We start from the raw sequence: 16564 nt of genomic DNA on the forward strand, positions 1-16564 counted from the left end.
TGACTACGCTCGCGATCATGCGCCGAACTCTCTCCCTCACCGCCGCCGTCGCGGTCGTCGCCCTGCTCGCCTCGTGCTCCGGAGGGTCCGACGACGCGTCCTCGACGCCGTCGACCTCAGCCTCCTCGACGGCCAGCGCGTCGCCCAGCGACTCCGCCTCCGCCTCGTCCTCCCCCGGCGAGTCCGGCACCGCCGGCGCCCCGGCGATCTCCGGCGGCTTCGGCGCGGACGACGACGTCGCCGAGGAGTGCGCGTCCGGCGTCGCCCTGGTCACCGACGTCGGCGACCTCGAGGACGACCGCGACGACGCGACCGAGGCCCAGATCGAGGCCGCCGAGGGCGCGTGGTGCATCACGACCGACGCCCCGATCACGGCGCGCGAGGCGCTCGACCTGGCCGGCGTGACGACGGAGGGCACGACCGAGTACGGCGACGCCGTCGTCTGCCGCGTCAACGGCGTCCCCGGCGCCGACCTGCCGATCGTCAACCCCGAGAACGGTGAGTCCTACACCGAGACGTGCGCCGGCATGCCGGCCGCGTTCGCGTACTGGTCCGTCTGGCTCAAGCCGGCCGGCGGCGAGTGGACCTACGCCGCCGAGGGCGTCGACACGCAGCCGGTCGCCCCGGGCGAGCGTCTCGAGCTCCAGTTCACGCTGAACGGCGAGCCGGTCAACCCCGACGGTGGTTCCGCCGGCTGACATGGGCGCACCCGCCCCCGCTCCACCACCCCCCGTCCGGGCCCGGATCGTGCGTCTGCGATCCGGGCCCGTGCGCGCCGCGGCGCTGCTCGCGCTCGGCTTCATCCTGGTCCGACTCGTCTACCAGGCGCTGTTCCGCGGCCTCGACCGCGGCGGTCGCGTGCTCGTCGACCTCCCCTCCCACCGACTGCCGGACCCGGTCGACCACGTGGTCCTGCTGGGCCCGATCACCACGCAGGGCATCACGACGGCGATCGTCAGCGCCCTGCCCATCGCGGCGATCATCCTGGCGTTCGGTGTCCTCAACGGCGTCGTCGACCTCGCCGCGGTCTGCGCGCGCGCGAGTCGGGGCGGCCCGCTGCGCTCCGTGGCGCAGGCGCTCGTGATCGCGTGGGCGACGTTCCCCGGGCTCGTGCGCAGCGTGACCGACGTGCGCCGGGCGCGACGGCTGCGGGGTGAGCGCGGCGCGGCGTCCCTGCTCGTCCCCGTCATGGAGCGGACGGTCGAGCGCGCGGTCGCGCTGGGTGCGTCGATGGAGGTGCGGGGGTTCGCGTCGTCGACCGGCCACGCGCCGGACGCGTCGGGGGCGGGTACCTCCGCCGTCGAGCTGCGGGACGTCACCCTTGCGCACGACGGCGGCTGGACCCTGCGCGCCGACCTCACTCTCCCGCGCGGCGCGCTCGTCCTGCTGACCGGCCCGACCGGGTCGGGCAAGTCCACGCTGCTGCGTGCTCTCAGCGGTCTGCACACGGCGGTCGACGGCGGCACCCTCGCGGGTGAGGCGCGCGTGCTCGGCGTCGACCGCGACGTGGCGCCGCACGCGACCGCGGCACTCGTCGGCGTCGTGCCGCAGCACCCGCGCCTGTCCTTCGTGGCCGAGACGGTCGCCGCCGAGATCGCGTTCGCGAGCGCCGTCCAGGGGGCGAGCGACGCCGAGGTCGACGCCCGCGTGGCTCGCGCGGCGCAGCGGTTCGACCTCGAAGCGTTGCTGGGGACCGCGACGTCGCACCTCTCCGCCGGGCAGTCGCACCTCGTCGCGCTCGCCGCCGCGACCGCGCACGCCCCCGCCCTCGTGCTCGTCGACGAGCCGCTCGCCGACCTCGACCTCGCCTCCCGGACCCGCGTCGTGACGGCGCTGCGCGAGCTGGCCGCGGACGGCACCACCGTCCTCGTGGCCGAGCACCGCGTGGCCGCGCTGCGCGAGGTCGCCGACGTGGAGCTGGTCGTGGCGGCGGACGACGGCGGGGCGCGCGTCGTCGTCGCGGACCCGGGCGTGGCGGAGGTGGCGCCAGCGAGTGCCGGGCCGCTCGACGCGGTCGCGCCACGGGACCCCGTGACCGGCGATCCGGTGCTGCGCGCGCACGACGTGACCCTCGCCGTCGGCGGCCGCGTCCTGCTGAGCGAAGCGTCCCTCGACGTCGCCGCCGGCGAGATCGTGGCCGTCACCGGTGACGTCGGCTCGGGCAAGACGACGCTGCTCAACCACCTCGCGCTGCCCCGGCGGGGCACGGCCCGCGTGGGCGGGACCGACGTCGCCACGCTGCGCCGTCGGCCGCGACTGCGCGCGCTCGCCCTGGTGCCCGACGCGTCGGACGACCTCCTGTTCCGGCTCACCGTGGCGGAGGAGTGCGCGCGCGCCGACCGTCGGGCGGGGGCCGCCGTCGGAGCGAGCCTGGCGCGGTTCCGGGCGTTCGCCGTTCTGCCCGACGGCGAGGGCCCCGCGTCGGACGTCGCCGTCCGGCACCCGCGTGACCTCTCGGTCGGTCAGCGCCGGCTCCTCGTGCTCGCGGTCCAGCTCGCCGCGACGCCGCGCGTGCTGCTCGTGGACGAACCCAGCCGCGGGCTCGACCCCGTCGCCGCCGCTGCTGTGCGCCGGGCGCTGCGCGCGACGGCGGAGGCCGGCACCGCCGTCGTGATCGCCACGCACGACGTCGCGTTCACCGCCCTGGCCGATCGCGTGCTCGCGCTCGAGGACGCGCGCCTGGTCCCTCGCGCCGTGCCCGCCCTCGAGTCCGTTGCGAAGGTCCGCCCGTGACACGCGCGCAGCGGGCGCTGCTGCTCGTCGCCAACCTCGTGGCTGCGGCGGCGTTCGCCTGGCCGCTGATCGTGCCGGCCGTGCCGTCGCAGGCCCAGGCCGCCGCGCCGTGGGCGGCGCTGGCGCTGGTGCCGATCGCCGTCGTTCTCGTGCTGATCGCGCTCGACGCGAGCATCCGCTCCGCGACGACGCTCGCGATGCTCGGCACGTTGACCGCTGTCGGCGCGGCGGTGCGGATCGCGGGCACCGGCGTCGGCGGCGTGGAGGCGGTGTTCGTGGTGCTGATCCTCGCGGGCCGCGCGTTCGGGGCGCGGTTCGGGTTCCTGCTCGGCGTGCTGGTGATCGCGCTGAGCTCGATAGCGTCCGGTTTCGGGCCGTGGACGCCGTTCCAGATGGTCGCGTGCGCGTGGGTCGGCGCGGGGGCGGGGCTGCTGCCCGGCGCGCGACCGCGCGGGAGCGCCCCACGGCGGGAGCGCGGGGCGCGGTGGCGCGAGGTCGCGCTGCTGGCGAGCTACGGCGTCGTCGCGTCCTACGCCTTCGGCGCGGTGATGAACCTGTGGTTCTGGCCGTTCGCCGTCGGACCGGCGACCTCGATCAGCTACTCCCCCAACGCGTCCCTGGGGACGAACCTCGGGTCGTTCCTCAGCTACACGCTCGTGACCTCGACGCTGACGTGGGACACGATCCGGGCCGTCACGAGCGTGGTCGGGATCGCCGTCGCCGGACCGGCGGTGCTCGCCGCGCTGCGCCGGGCCAAGGTGCGCCCGGAAAGTACCTCGGAGACGCCCCGAAGTACCTCGCGAACGCCCGAAAGTACCTCGCGAACGAGGTAGGCCGGGGTCAGACGGAGAAGTACTTCGCCTCGGGGTGGTGCAGCACGAACGCGTCGGTGGACTGCTCGGGGTGCAGCTGCAGCTCCTCGCTCAGCACGACGCCGAGGCGCTCCGGGCGCAGCAGCTCGACCACCTTGCGGCGGTCCTCCATGTCCGGGCACGCGGGGTAGCCGAGGGAGAACCGGCCGCCGCGGTAGTCGAGCTTGAACAGCCCCTCCACCGCCGTCGGCTCCTCCCCCGCGAAGCCCAGCTCGGCGCGGATCCGCGCGTGCCAGTACTCCGCCAAGGCCTCGGTCAGCTGCATCACGAGCCCGTTCAGCTCGTAGTAGTCGCGGTAGGCGTCGCGCTGGAACATCTCGGCCGTGACGGAGTCGACGTGCGCGCCGGCCGTCACGAGCTGCACCGGCATCACGTCGACCACGCCGGACTCGCGCGAGCGGACGAAGTCCGCCAGGCACAGATGGCGGTCGCGCCGCTGCCGCGGGAAGGAGAACCGCAGCCGCTCGCTGCCGATCTCGCCGCCGGAGCCACCGTCGGGCGAGATCAGGCCGGGCGCGCCGAGCAGGCCGGTCGGGTCGTCGCCGTGGTGCAGCACGACGACGTCGTCGCCCTCCGCGACCACCGGGAAGTACCCGTAGGCGACGGACGCGTCGAGCATGCCCTCGCCGAGGATCCGGTCCAGCCAGTACCGCAGGCGCGGGCGCCCCTCTGTCGCGACCAGCTGCTCGTAGGAGGCTCCGCCGTCGCCCCGGCCGGGCTTGAGGCCCCACTGGCCCAGGAACGTCGCACGCTCGTCGAGGAACGCGGAGTAGTCCGCCAGCGCGATGCCGCGCACGAGGCGCGTGCCCCAGAACGGGGGCGTCGGCACGGCGTTGTCGGAGGCGACGTCGGACCGCGCCGGCATCGCCTCGGGCTCGGTCAGCACCAGCGTGGACGGCGCGTGCCGGCGCTGGCGCAGCGCGGGCAGCCCGACCTGCGCCGGGTCCGCGCCGCGCGCGACCGCGACCAGCGGCTCCATCAGCGCGAGGCCCTCGAACGCGTCGCGCGCGTAGCGGACCTCGCCGTCGAACAGCTCGGCCAGGTCCTGCTCCACGTAGGGGCGCGTGAGGGCCGCGCCGCCGAGGATCACGGGCCAGCGCTTCGCGAGCCCGCGCGAGTTCAGCTCGAGGAGGTTGTCCTTCATCACCACGGTCGACTTCACGAGCAGACCGGACATCCCGATGACGTCGGCCCCGTGCTGCTCGGCCGCCTCGATGATCTCGTTGATCGACTTCTTGATGCCGATGTTCACGACGTCGTAGCCGTTGTTGGTGAGGATGATGTCCACGAGGTTCTTGCCGATGTCGTGCACGTCGCCGCGCACGGTCGCGAGCACCATCGTGCCCTTGCCCGCCGCCTCGGTCCGCTCCATGTGCGGCTCCAGCAGCGCGACGGCGTTCTTCATCACCTCGGCGGACGTGAGCACGAACGGGAGCTGCATCTCGCCCGCGCCGAACCGCTCGCCCACGACCTTCATGCCCGCGAGCAGGTGGTTGTTGATGATCTCCAGAGCGCTGGTGCCCCCCGCCCGGGCGAGGTCGAGGTCGGCCTCGAGACCCTTGGCCTCGCCGTCGATGATGCGGCGCTCGAGGCGCTCGCCCACGGGCAGCGCGGCGAGCTCGGCGGCGCGGGCGTCGCGCAGCTCGGCGCTGTTGACGCCGGCGAAGATGTCGAGCATCCGGGCCAGCGGGTCGTAGACCAGCGTGCCCTCCTCGTCGTAGCGGCGGCGGTCCCACACGAGGTCGAGCGCGACCTCGCGCTGCTCGTCGGGCACCGAGGCGAGCGGGACGATCTTGGCGGCGTCGACGATCGCGGAGTCCAGCCCCGCCGCGACGGCCTCGTGGATGAAGACCGAGTTCAGCACGCTGCGCGCTGCGGGGTTGAGCCCGAAGGAGACGTTCGAGACGCCGAGCGTGGTGTGGATGCCCGGGTACTTCGTGGTGATCTGACGGATCGCGTCGATGGTCTCGATCGCGTCGCGCCGCGTCTCCTCCTGACCCGTGGCGATCGGGAAGGTCAGGGCGTCCACGACGATGTCGTCCACGCGCATGCCCCATTCGCCCACCAGCGTGTCCACGAGTCGCGAGGCGATCCGGACCTTGTCGACGGCGGTGCGCGCCTGGCCCTCCTCGTCGATGGTCAGGGCGATGACGGCGGCGCCGTGCTCCTTGACCAGCGGCATGATCTGGCCGAAGCGCGAGGCCGGGCCCTCGCCGTCCTCGTAGTTGACCGAGTTGACCACGGGGCGGCCGCCCACGAGCTCGAGACCGGCGCGCAGCACGGCCGGCTCGGTGGAGTCGATGACCAGCGGCAGCGTGGAGGCCGAGGCGAAGCGGGAGACGATCTCGCGGACGTCGGCGACGCCGTCGCGCCCCACGTAGTCCACGCACACGTCCAGGAGGTGGGCGCCGACGCGGATCTGGTTGCGCGCGATCTGCACGCACTCGTCCCAGTTCCCCTCGAGCATCGCCTCGCGGAAGGCCTTGGACCCGTTCGCGTTGGTGCGCTCGCCGATCGCGAGGTAGGAGGCGTCCTGGTCGAACGGGACGTGCTGGTAGAGGCTGGCGACGCCCGCCTCGGGCTGCGGGGTGCGCGGCCGCGGGGCGAGGCTCTTCACGCGCTCGACGACGGCGGCGAGGTGCGCCGGCGTCGTCCCGCAGCAACCGCCGACGAGCGAGAGCCCGAACTCGCGCACGAACTGCTCGTGCGCGGCCCCGAGCTCGGCCGGGCCGAGCGGGTACTCGGCACCGTTCTTCCCCAGGACCGGCAGGCCGGCGTTCGGCATGCAGATGACCGGGACGCGCGAGCGGACGGACAGCTGGCGCAGGTGCTCGCTCATCTCGGCGGGACCGGTGGCGCAGTTGAGGCCGATGGCGTCGACACCGAGCGGCTCGAGCGCCGTCAGCGCCGCCCCGATCTCGCTGCCCATGAGCATCGTGCCCGTGGTCTCGACCGTCACCTCGACGAAGATCGGCAGCCGCACGCCGCGCTCGACGATCGCCTGCTTGCAGCCGTTGATGGCGGACTTCGTCTGGAGCAGGTCCTGGGACGTCTCGACCAGGAACGCGTCGGCGCCGCCGTCGATGAGGCCGACGGCCTGCTCCGCGAACGTGCTCTTGAGGTGCTCGTAGGTGGTGTGACCGAGGCTCGGGAGCTTGGTGCCCGGGCCCATCGAGCCGAGCACCCAGCGCAGGCGACCGTCGCGCTCCTGCCACGCCTCGGCCCGCTCGCGGGCGATCCGCGCGCCCTCGCGCGCGAGCTCGGTGATGCGGTCGTCGATCTCGTAGTCCGACAGGTTCGACCAGTTGGCGCCGAACGTGTTGGTCTCCACGGCGTCGACGCCGACCTCGTAGTAGGCGTCGTGCACCGCGGCGATGATGTCCGGGCGCGAGACGTTGAGGATCTCGTTGCAGCCCTCGAGCTGCTGGTAGTCCTCCATCGAGGGGTCGTGCTCCTGGAGCATCGTGCCCATCGCGCCGTCCGCGACGACGACGCGCTCCGCCATCGCGTCCAGCAGCGCCTGCGACCGGGCCGGCCGGGCGACCCGGGTGATGTCGAGATCGAACGCGGGAGCGGCGGGTGCAGTCACGCCGAGAGTCTAGTTCGCGGCTCCCCGCCGCACCTGCCCCGGCCCGCCGCCGTCCCACCCCGACCGGAGGAGGTGGCGGCGCAGGCCGCGCTCACCCGCGCGCATCACGACGGCGTGGCTCGGGTCCGCGATCCACGGCGCGATCCGGTCCATCCGCGTGAGGGCCGCGCTGGTGAGCCGGACGTGCCAGTCGATCCGCAGCACGGTGCCGCGAGCGCCGTCGGGCTCGAGCGTCGAGCGCGCGGTCCCCGCCAGGTCGCCGACGGCGCGCAGCACCACCGCGTGCGGTGCGCGGGCCGAGAGCACCTCGAGACCGAGGTTGAGCCGATAGCCGAGCGGCGAGGGGAAGACGGCGTGGCTGCGGGTCCCGACGCCGTCCGGATCCCCCACGTGCACCGTCTCCGACCGCAGCCCCGGCCACCACGACGACCAGCCCGTGGGGTCGGCGAGCACCCCCCAGACCGCCTCGGGTGCGGCGGGCAGGTGCCAGGTGCTGCGGAACCGGTGCTCGCGGGCCGCCACCGGTGCGCCGGATCTCAGGCGGTCGTGCGGAGCGAGGAGAGCTGGCGCGCGGAGCCGGTCAGCAGGTAGATCGCGATCGTGAGGTCGTCGGGCGTCAGCGACGCGAGGCGGGCGGAGTGCTTGAGCACGAGGCGCTCCCCGTTGACCACGACAGCGCCGCAGACCAGCGGCGTCGCGGCCTGCATCACCTTCCAGAAGTCGAGCTCGTGGTAGGTGCCGAGCGGCACCTGCAGCGTCACCCACTCCCCCAGCGGGCCCTGCAGCGTCTCGTGACCCGCGAACATCTCCACGGGAGCGGCGTCACCGCCGGCGGCTCCCGCAAAGCGGATCAGCGTCGGCTGGACCTGCTGACCGCCGAACTGGCCCGTGAGGTGGGTGACGACGTCGTTCCAGGTGCTCATGCGTTCCTCTCGTGGGCGTCCAGCGCGTTGCTGGTCATGAGGTGGGAGTACCAGCGGGCGCTGGCCTTCGGGGTGCGCTGCAGCGTCTGGCGATCCACGTGCACGATGCCGAACGTCTTGCCGTAGCCGTAGGCCCACTCGAAGTTGTCCAGGAGGGTCCACAGCAGGTAGCCGCGCACGTCGGCACCGGACTCGATCGCCTCGTGCACGGCGGCGATGTGCTCGCGCAGGTAGGTGGTGCGGTCGGCGTCGTCGATCTCGCCGTTCGGTGCCACGACGTCGTCGGGGTAGGCGGCGCCGTTCTCGGTGATGACCAGGTGCGTGCCGGCGGGGCCGGTGACCTCACGGTCCAGCTCGACCAGCAGGTCGCGGAACGCGCCGGGGTGGTTCTCCCAGTCCATCTCGGTGCGCGGCGCCTGCGTGGGGATCCACCGCGACTCGCGCGCGGTGAGCCACGGCGAGACGCCGCCGTCGGCGGAGGCGCCCGACGGCGACACCTCCCCCGAACCGTCCGGTGCGGCGATGACCCAGGAGTTGTAGTAGTTCACGCCGAGCACGTCGATCGGCGCGGCGATCGTGGCCAGGTCGCCGTCGCGCACCAGGTCCTGCGGCCAGATGTCGGCGACGTCGGACAGGAACGTCTCGGGGTAGGCGCCGGCGAAGATCGGGCCGGTGAAGCACCCGTACATGCCGTCCTCGAGGCGGCGCACGGTGTCGAGGTCCGCCGCGCTCGCGGGGTCCAGCGGGGCGTACCTGCTGAAGTTCAGGGTGATGCCGAGCTCGAGGTCGGCGTCGGCCTCGCGCAGCGCGGTGATGGCGTGCCCGTGGCCGAGCAGGAGGTGGTGCAGCGCGCGGAGCGAGCCTGCGTCGTCGTTCTCCCCCGGGGCGTGCTGGCCGCCCGCGTAGCCGAGGAACGCCGAGCACCACGGCTCGTTCAGCGTGGTCCAGCTCGTGACGCGGTCGCCGAGTGCGGCGTGCATGTCGAGCGCGTACTCGGCGAAGAGGTAGGCGGTGTCGCGGTTGCGCCAGCCGCCCTTCTCCTCCAGCGCCTGCGGGAGGTCCCAGTGGTAGAGCGTGAGCCAGGGCTTGATGTCCGCGGCGAGCAGCTCGTCCACGAGCCGGTCGTAGAAGGCGACGCCGGCCGGGTTGAGGTCGCCGCCGTCGGGACGCACGCGCGACCAGGACGTCGAGAACCGGTAGGTGTCCACGCCGAGCTCGCGCATCAGGGCGACGTCCTCGGGGTAGCGGTGGTAGTGGTCGCACGCGACCTCACCGGTGTCGCCGTTCTCGACCTTCCCCGGCAGGCGCGCGAAGTGGTCCCAGATCGAGTCGGTGCGGCCCTCGGTGTGGCTCGCACCCTCGATCTGGAACGCCGCCGTCGCCACGCCCCACGAGAACGCGGGTGGGAAGGTCCGCGCGACGTCGGTGCGCGGGGCGGGCCAGGGTGAGACGGGACGGCTCGGCGTCGGGCCCGGTGTCGTGGAGGTCACGGCGCGAGTCTAGGTCGGCCCGCCTCGCCCGGCACGGGGAGGGCGCCGTCAGGACGCGCGGGTGTCGCGGGCGCCTCAGAGCGCCGCGACGCGCTCCGCGACCTGGCGCTTGGTGCGGGCGAGCAGCGCCGTCATGCCGCGCAGCCGCAGCGGTGAGACGGCCTCGGCCAGGCCGAGGGTGAGCGGGTAGTCGCTCGGCACGGCCTCGACCTGCGCGGGCGTCAGACCGTCGATCCCCTCCGCCAGGATGCCGGCGAAGCCGCGCGACGTCGGGGCACCGGGCGGGGCCGAGGCGAAGAACCGGACGCGGCGCTCGCCGGGGGCGCCGTCGCCGGACTCCTCCAGCGCGGTGAAGAACGCGATCGGCGACTGGCACTCGGGGACGGGTTCGAGGAGCTCTGGTCGATCCGCGTACTCGGCCGGCAGCGGCGGCAGCCCGTTGGCGAACTCCAGCAGCAGCTGCAGGCGGTCGGCGACGGTCAGGGCGAGGAAGTCCTCGCGGATGGCGGCGAACGCCGCGGGCAGCTCCTCGGTCACCGCTCCATCCTCCCACCGCGCGCCGCGTCCGAGCTCGTCTCGCGATCCGGTACCCCGCGACTCACGGAGCGGGACGCGGCGCGGCCCCCTAGGCTGGACGACGTCGTCGCTACAGGAGGTCGTGCCATGCCGGTCGAGGTCGATCGCACCGAACCCAAGTTCGCCCAGTACGCCCACCCCGAGCGGCTGGTGAGCACGCAGTGGCTCGCCGACCACCTCGGCACCGAGGGCCTGGTGGTGGTCGAGAGCGACGAGGACGTCCTGCTGTACGAGACCGGCCACATCCCCACGGCGGTCAAGATCGACTGGCACCTGGACCTCAACGACCCCCTGGTGCGCGACTACGTCGACGGCGAGGGCTTCGCCCACCTGCTCGGGTCGCGCGGCATCAGCCGCGACACCACCGTCGTCATCTACGGCGACAAGTCGAACTGGTGGGCGGCCTACGCGCTGTGGGTGTTCTCGCTCTTCGGCCACCCCGACGTCCGGCTCCTGGACGGCGGGCGCGAGAAGTGGATCGGCGAGGACCGCGAGCTCACGATCGACCGGACGCCGGTCACACCGGCCTCCTACCCCGTGGTCGAGCGCGACGACGCGACGCTGCGGGCGTTCAAGGAGGACGTGCTCGAGCACCTCGGCAGCCCGCTGATCGACATCCGCTCCCCGCAGGAGTACACGGGCGAGCGCCTGCACATGCCGGACTACCCGGAGGAGGGCGCGCTGCGCGGCGGCCACATCCCGACGGCGACGAACGTGCCGTGGGCGCGCGCCGTCGACTCCGACGCCTCGTTCCGTCCGCGCGACGAGCTGGAGGACATCTACGGTGCGGGGATCGCCGGCGTCGGGCTGACGCCGGCGGACGCCGTCATCACCTACTGCCGCATCGGCGAGCGCTCGAGCCACACGTGGTTCGTGCTGACGCACCTGCTCGGCTACGACAACGTCCGCAACTACGACGGCTCGTGGACCGAGTGGGGCAACGCGGTCCGCGTCCCGATCGTCAAGGGCGAGGCACCGGGGCTCGCGCCCGTCCGCTGAGGCAGCCTCAGGCGGGGGACTCTCCGTCGGCCTCGCCTGCCGCGAGGCTCGCCCGCGCCGCCGCCAGGACCACCGGATCGGCGCAGCCGCGACCGAAGCCGGCAATCCTGCGCTGGATGTCCGACCCCAGCATCCAGATCCCGATCTTCTCGGCGAACGGCGCCAGCCAGTGCGGGCGGCAGCTGAAGCTGTAGCGCCAGGTCGCGAGCGTCGTGCCGTCGTCCTGCTGCGCGAACCTCCAGCCCGCCGCGAGCCGCTCGAAGAACCACGGTCCGGTGACCATCTTCATGCCGGTCGTGGTCGGCGGCCGGTAGGAGACGTACTCGCTCACCATCGACAGTCCCGACCGGTGCCGCGTGCGCGAGCGGACACCCTTGCCCGGCGCCGTCGCGCCGTCGAGGAACTGCTGCCGCGCGATGAACGGGTCCCAGCGCAGCCGCACCTCCCCCGTGGTCTGGGCGACGGCGAAGGCCACGGCGGCGGGGACGTCGACGACGATGCTGGACTCGACAACGGGCATGCTCGGAGTATGCCGCGCGCACCCCGTCCGGGCGGGAACCGAGATGTCGGGTCGCGTCAGAGCGGAGCCGGCTCGAGCCCCCGCTCGGCCCAGACGGCCACGGCCGCCGCCGGATCGTCCGTCACGATGCCGTCGACGCCGAGGTCGAGCAGGCGGTGCATCTCACCGGGGTCGTTGATCGTCCACACGTGGACGACGTGCCCGCGCTCGTGCGCCAGCTCGAGGAACCGCGGCGTGACGACGTCGACCCCCTTGAACCGGAGCGGGACCTGGACCGCGCGCCCGGTCGTGGGCGCCGCCGTCGTCGACCGGCGCGCGAGCTGGACCAGACCGCGGCTCTCCGCGAGGAGGCGCGCGGCGTCGGCCATCCCCGTGCCGAGCACGGTGCGGCCGCGGGTCACGCGCTCGGCGATCGCGAGGCGCCGGGAGGAGAACGACGTGAGGCAGACGCGGTCGGCGGCGGCCGCCTCGCGCACGGCCCGCAGCGTGGGCGCGACGACGTCGTCGCTCTTCACGTCGAGGTTGAGCCGGAGGCCCGGGTACTCGGCCAGCACGTCCACCAGGCGCAGCGCCGGCTCGTGGTCGACGTCGCGGATCAGGTCGAGCTCCCACCACGTGACGTCGCTCACGCGCCGGGGGTCGGCGAAGCGGCGTTCGAGCGTCACGTCGTGGGCGAGGACGGCGACGCCGTCGCTCGTCGCGCGCAGGTCCGTCTCCATGGTCGTGACACCGCACGCGAGCATGTTCTCGACGGCCTGGCGCGAGTTCTCGGCGACGCCGACCGTTCCTCCCCGGTGCGCGAGGACGACGGGTGAGCCGGGACGGAACATGGTGGAGGTCACCGCTCCATCCTGCCCCCGGGAGGCCCCGAAGGGGTCGGGGAGGCTTCGCGGACCGGCGTCGTGGTCGATCAGCGGCCCGGGTGGTGCTAGTGTTTTCTCTCGCCACGGCATGCACCTCTAGCTCAATTGGCAGAGCAACTGACTCTTAATCAGTGGGTTCCCGGTTCGAGTCCGGGGGGGTGTACAGATGAGGCCCCGTCACCTTCGGGTGGCGGGGCCTCACCCATGTCAGGACCCCCGGCGGGAGATTCCCGTCCCGCGGCTGGTGGGCACGTCCGCCGGCCGCGCTGCCGGCACCTCGCCGGGACCGGAAGGACGCCTCAGCACCCATGTCGCACACCCCCGCCCCCGACGCCCCGCTCGACGAGCCGAGGGACGAACCGACCTCCGTCGGCAGACCGACCACGGCCGACGAGCCGACCCCCGCCCGGGCGAGCTCCGCCGTCGGGCCGGTCTTCCGCTGGTCGGCCGCCCTGATCCTGTCGTTCCTGGCGGCGACGCTGTTCTTCCCCGACCAGGCCGAGGAGGTCCTGGGTTTCTTGCAGACCCGCGTGATCGCCACGTTCGGCTGGTACTACACGCTGCTGGTCGCGGCGCTGGTGGTGTTCTGCCTGGTCGTCGCGTTCGGACCGTCCGGGCGCATCGTGCTCGGACGCCGCGGCGAGAAGCCCGAGTTCTCGCTCGGCGCCTGGTTCTCGATGGTGTTCGCGTGCGGCATGGGCATCGGCCTGGTGTTCTGGGGCCCGGCGGAGCCGCTGACCCACTTCGTGAACCCGCGACCTGGCGAGACGGGTGACGGCGGCGAGCTGGCCCAGGCGGCGATGACGCAGACGTTCCTCCACTGGGGGCCGCAGGCCTGGGCGATCTACGCCGCGGTCGGGCTGGCGCTGGCGTACACGATCCATCGTCGGGGCAAGCCGCTGTCGGTCCGCTGGACCCTCGAGCCGCTGCTCGGCGACCGCGTCAAGGGGCGGTGGGGCGACGCCATCGACGTCGTGACGGTGCTCGGCACGGTCTTCGGCGTGGCGACGACCCTGGGGTTCGGCGCCCTCCAGATCACGGCGGGCCTGGACCACACGGGCCTGATCTCCTCCTCCCTCACGGTGCAGGTCGTGGTCGTGGTGGTCGTGACGCTGCTGGCGACGATCTCGGTCGTCTCGGGAGTCGACCGAGGGATCAAGATCCTCTCCAACCTGAACATGGGCCTGGCCGCGCTCCTCCTCGTGGTCGTCCTCGCCCTCGGCCCGACCCTCTTCCTGCTGCGCGAGACGATCCAGTCCGCCGGCGCGTTCCTGCAGTCCTACGTCGGGCAGTCCTTCGAGCTCCTGGCCTACGACGGTGAGGCGGGCGCCGACTGGAAGCAGCAGTGGACGGTCTTCTACTGGGGCTGGTGGATCTCCTGGTCCCCGTTCGTCGGCATGTTCATCGCCCGCATCTCGCGCGGCCGTACCATCCGGCAGTTCGTGCTCGGCGTCATGCTCGCCCCGACCGTGGTCACCTTCATCTGGTTCGGCATCTTCGGCGGGACGGCGATCCACCGCCAGCTCTTCGGCGCGGCCGATCTCGCGGGTGCCGACGGCGCGACCGTCGACCCTGACTACGTCATGTTCGACCTGCTCGACGGCCTCGGTGGCGCCCGCATCTGGATCGCCCTCATGCTCGTGCTGATCGCGATCTTCTTCGTCACCTCCGCCGACTCCGGCGCCCTGGTCGTCGGCATGCTCGCGAGCGGGACGAGCGAACCCCCGACCTGGTCGCGCATCATGTGGGCCTTCGGCATCGGCGGTGTCGGCATCGTGCTGCTGCTGCGCGGTGGGTTGGCGACCATGCAGACGGCGACGATCCTCATCGCCCTCCCCTTCAGCGTGGTCATCATCGGCATGCTCGTGGCGCTGGCGCGCTCGCTGCGCGAGGAGAACGCCGAGCACGAGGAGGACGAGCGGATGCGGGACCGCGACGAGGTCGCGGCGCACGTCGTCGAGGCCGTGGCGAACGATCCGGAGCTGCAGGACGTCCTGGTGCGGGGTCTGGCGACACCCGCCACGCCCCGCTCCAAGGACCGGGTGCGCGACCAGCTCGCGCGGGTGCTCGAGCGCCCCTCGGGGCTGCGTCCACCGCGCGACTGACCCGGCCGTTACGGTGGACCCCGTGACCACAGCTGCGCGCATCGCCCTCGTGACCTGCTCCGACCTGCCCGACGGCGATCCGGAGGACCGCGCGCTCGTCGTCGCCCTCGGGGAGCGCGGTGCCGAGGGGAGCATCCTGCAGTGGGACGCGGCCGACGTGGACTGGACCGCGTTCGACCTCGTGGTGCTGCGCAACGTCTTCGACTACAGCGTGCGACGCGAGGAGTTCCTCGCGTGGGCGGAGCAGGTGCCGCAGCTGCGGAACCCGCTCAACGTGATCCGCTGGAACAGCGACAAGCACTACATCGACGCGCTGGCCCAGCTCGGTCTGCCGGTCGTGGAGACGCAGTGGCTCGAACCCGAGCGCCACTACGAGAAGCGCGACCTGCACAACCGCTTCCCGGCACGCGAGGACTTCGTGGTCAAGCCTGCGGTGTCCGCCGGCTCCGCGGACACCGGGCGGTACACGGCCACCGACGCCGACTCCCGCCGACTCGCCATCAACCACGCCAAGCGCCTGCTCGAGGCCGGCCGCGCCGTGATGGTGCAGCGCTACATGCCGGAGATCGACACGTTCGGCGAGAGCGCCCTGGTCTTCCTGCACGGCGAGTACTCCCACGCCATCCACAAGGGCGCCATGCTCGTGGGCGAGGACACCGGCGAGGACACCGCGTACACGCGCGAGTCGATGGAGCCGTGGCAGCCGTCCGAGCAGGAGATCAAGGCGGCGCAGAACATCATCACCGAGGTCCGTCGCCTGGTCCCCGGCCGCTCGATGAAGTCGCGCCCGCTGCTGTACGCCCGGGTGGACCTCGTCATCCGCGGGGACAAGCCTCCGCTGCTGATGGAGCTCGAGCTCGTCGAGCCGTCGCTGTACGCGGCCCTCTCCCCCGGCGCGCTGGACCGTCTCGCGAGCGCGATCCTGCGCGAGGTGGCCTACGGCAACGACCCCCACAACGACGTCACGCAGGTCGCCCCCGCCTGAGCCCGCACTCTCGGATCCCCCGCTCTCCACCTAGGGTGGTGGGGTGACTTCGCGTGCCAAGGACCCCATCGTCTGGATCGACTGCGAGATGACGGGCCTGGACACCCGTCTCGACGCCCTCATCGAGGTCGCGGTGATCGTGACCGACTCCGACCTGACGCCGCTCGGTGAGGGGATCGACATCGTCATCGCCCCGCCGCCCGGTGCCGTCGAGCAGATGAACGACGTGGTGCGCACCATGCACACCACCTCCGGTCTCCTGGACGAGCTGGCCGACGGCGTCACGATGGAGAGCGCGCGCGAGCAGGTCCTCGAGTACGTGCGCTCCTTCGTGCCCGAGCCGCGCAAGGCGCCGCTCGCGGGAAACTCCGTCGGCACCGACCGCGTCTTCCTCGACCGTGACATGCCCGAGGTCGTGGAGCACCTGCACTACCGGATCATCGACGTCTCCTCCATCAAGGAGCTCTCGCGCCGCTGGTACCCGCGCGCCTACTACGCCTCGCCCAAGAAGGCCGGCGGGCACCGCGCGCTGGCGGACATCGCCGAGAGCATCGACGAGCTGCGCTACTACCGCGCCGCGCTCTTCCCCGACGGCGACGGCCCGTCCTCCGCCGACCTGAAGAAGCGGGCGGCGCTGATCTCGGCGAGCCCGACGCCGGCCGTCGTGGCGGCGTCCGAGGGCGACGGGGCGCCCGAGGCCGGGACCACGCCGGAGGGCTGAGGCGCGCGACGACGTCGCACCAGAACGTGAAGAAGGCCGGATCCCCGAGGGGATCCGGCCTTCTCCGAACCGGGTGAGTAACGGGACTTGAACCCGCGACATCCGCCACCACAAGGCGGCGCTCTACCAGCTGAGCTATACCCACCATGCGCGTGCTGCGAAGCAGCGCCGAACAAGTATAGCCCGTC

Annotated in this window: 14 protein-coding genes and 2 tRNA genes; 8 read left to right on the forward strand and 8 right to left on the reverse strand. The window is 72.8% G+C overall.

Annotated elements, in window-relative coordinates; genetic code table 11:
- Positions 1 to 17: 17 nt before the first annotated feature.
- Genes SERN_RS01155 through SERN_RS01165 form a run of 3 tightly spaced genes read left to right on the forward strand, consistent with a single transcriptional unit; the run spans position 18 to position 3566 of the window.
- Entirely contained in the window at positions 18 to 698 is a 681-nt protein-coding gene (locus SERN_RS01155; RefSeq protein ID WP_135848306.1) for a hypothetical protein, read from the forward strand.
- Positions 699 to 747: 49 nt separating this feature from the next.
- A complete protein-coding gene (locus SERN_RS01160; RefSeq protein ID WP_158292530.1) occupies positions 748 to 2733 on the forward strand; it encodes an ATP-binding cassette domain-containing protein in 1986 nt (661 codons plus the stop codon).
- Positions 2730 to 3566, forward strand: coding sequence for an ECF transporter S component family protein (locus SERN_RS01165; protein WP_135848308.1), 837 nt, complete (start codon positions 2730 to 2732; stop codon positions 3564 to 3566). The genes SERN_RS01160 and SERN_RS01165 overlap by 4 nt, the downstream gene beginning before the upstream one ends.
- Positions 3567 to 3573: 7 nt before the next feature.
- Here the strand turns inward: SERN_RS01165 and metH are convergent, their stop codons facing one another.
- The 5 genes from metH to SERN_RS01185 form a co-directional block, all read right to left on the reverse strand.
- Positions 3574 to 7194: a methionine synthase gene (metH, locus tag SERN_RS01170; RefSeq protein WP_135848309.1), complete on the reverse strand. Its 3621-nt coding sequence runs from the start codon at positions 7192 to 7194 to the stop codon at positions 3574 to 3576.
- 9 nt (positions 7195 to 7203) lie between these two features.
- The gene (locus tag SERN_RS01175; RefSeq protein WP_158292531.1) at positions 7204 to 7716 is read right to left on the reverse strand and encodes an SRPBCC family protein; all 513 of its coding nucleotides are present in this window, start codon (positions 7714 to 7716) and stop codon (positions 7204 to 7206) included.
- A gap of 14 nt (positions 7717 to 7730) precedes the next feature.
- On the reverse strand, positions 7731 to 8117 hold the full coding sequence (locus SERN_RS15220) for a hypothetical protein (RefSeq protein WP_158292532.1): 387 nt from the start codon (positions 8115 to 8117) through the stop codon (positions 7731 to 7733).
- Positions 8114 to 9607: a GH1 family beta-glucosidase gene (locus SERN_RS01180; RefSeq protein ID WP_135848311.1), complete on the reverse strand. Its 1494-nt coding sequence runs from the start codon at positions 9605 to 9607 to the stop codon at positions 8114 to 8116. The genes SERN_RS15220 and SERN_RS01180 overlap by 4 nt, the downstream gene beginning before the upstream one ends.
- 75 nt (positions 9608 to 9682) lie before the next feature.
- Positions 9683 to 10144, reverse strand: a complete 462-nt coding sequence (locus tag SERN_RS01185) for a SufE family protein (protein WP_135848312.1) — start codon at positions 10142 to 10144, stop codon at positions 9683 to 9685.
- 126 nt (positions 10145 to 10270) lie between these two features.
- Between SERN_RS01185 and SERN_RS01190 the strand changes: the two genes are divergently transcribed.
- A complete protein-coding gene (locus SERN_RS01190; protein WP_135848313.1) occupies positions 10271 to 11182 on the forward strand; it encodes a sulfurtransferase in 912 nt (303 codons plus the stop codon).
- Positions 11183 to 11189: 7 nt separating this feature from the next.
- Here SERN_RS01190 and SERN_RS01195 read toward each other — a convergent pair whose 3' ends face one another.
- Together SERN_RS01195 and SERN_RS01200 are read right to left on the reverse strand one after the other, a co-directional pair.
- Positions 11190 to 11702: an SRPBCC family protein gene (locus SERN_RS01195; RefSeq protein ID WP_135848314.1), complete on the reverse strand. Its 513-nt coding sequence runs from the start codon at positions 11700 to 11702 to the stop codon at positions 11190 to 11192.
- A 56-nt stretch (positions 11703 to 11758) separates the two neighbouring features.
- Entirely contained in the window at positions 11759 to 12544 is a 786-nt protein-coding gene (locus SERN_RS01200) for a glycerophosphodiester phosphodiesterase family protein (RefSeq protein WP_158292533.1), read from the reverse strand.
- A gap of 111 nt (positions 12545 to 12655) precedes the next feature.
- Here SERN_RS01200 and SERN_RS01205 point away from each other — a divergent pair.
- The 4 genes from SERN_RS01205 (at position 12656) to orn (ending at position 16376) form a co-directional block, all read left to right on the forward strand.
- Positions 12656 to 12728, forward strand: a tRNA-Lys gene (locus SERN_RS01205).
- Between the two features lie 145 nt (positions 12729 to 12873).
- The gene (locus tag SERN_RS01210) at positions 12874 to 14670 is read left to right on the forward strand and encodes a BCCT family transporter (protein ID WP_135848316.1); all 1797 of its coding nucleotides are present in this window, start codon (positions 12874 to 12876) and stop codon (positions 14668 to 14670) included.
- A 22-nt stretch (positions 14671 to 14692) separates the two neighbouring features.
- Complete coding sequence (locus SERN_RS01215) at positions 14693 to 15655, forward strand: ATP-grasp domain-containing protein (RefSeq protein ID WP_135848317.1); 963 nt, start codon at positions 14693 to 14695, stop codon at positions 15653 to 15655.
- A gap of 88 nt (positions 15656 to 15743) precedes the next feature.
- Positions 15744 to 16376: an oligoribonuclease gene (orn, locus tag SERN_RS01220; protein WP_135848945.1), complete on the forward strand. Its 633-nt coding sequence runs from the start codon at positions 15744 to 15746 to the stop codon at positions 16374 to 16376.
- A 72-nt stretch (positions 16377 to 16448) separates the two neighbouring features.
- On the opposite strand, the gene SERN_RS01225 is transcribed toward orn, so the two are convergent.
- Positions 16449 to 16521, reverse strand: a tRNA-His gene (locus SERN_RS01225).
- Between the last annotated feature and the right edge of the window lie 43 nt (positions 16522 to 16564).

Source organism: Serinibacter arcticus, from assembly GCF_004786095.1.
GTDB classification, from domain to species: domain Bacteria; phylum Actinomycetota; class Actinomycetes; order Actinomycetales; family Beutenbergiaceae; genus Litorihabitans; species Litorihabitans arcticus.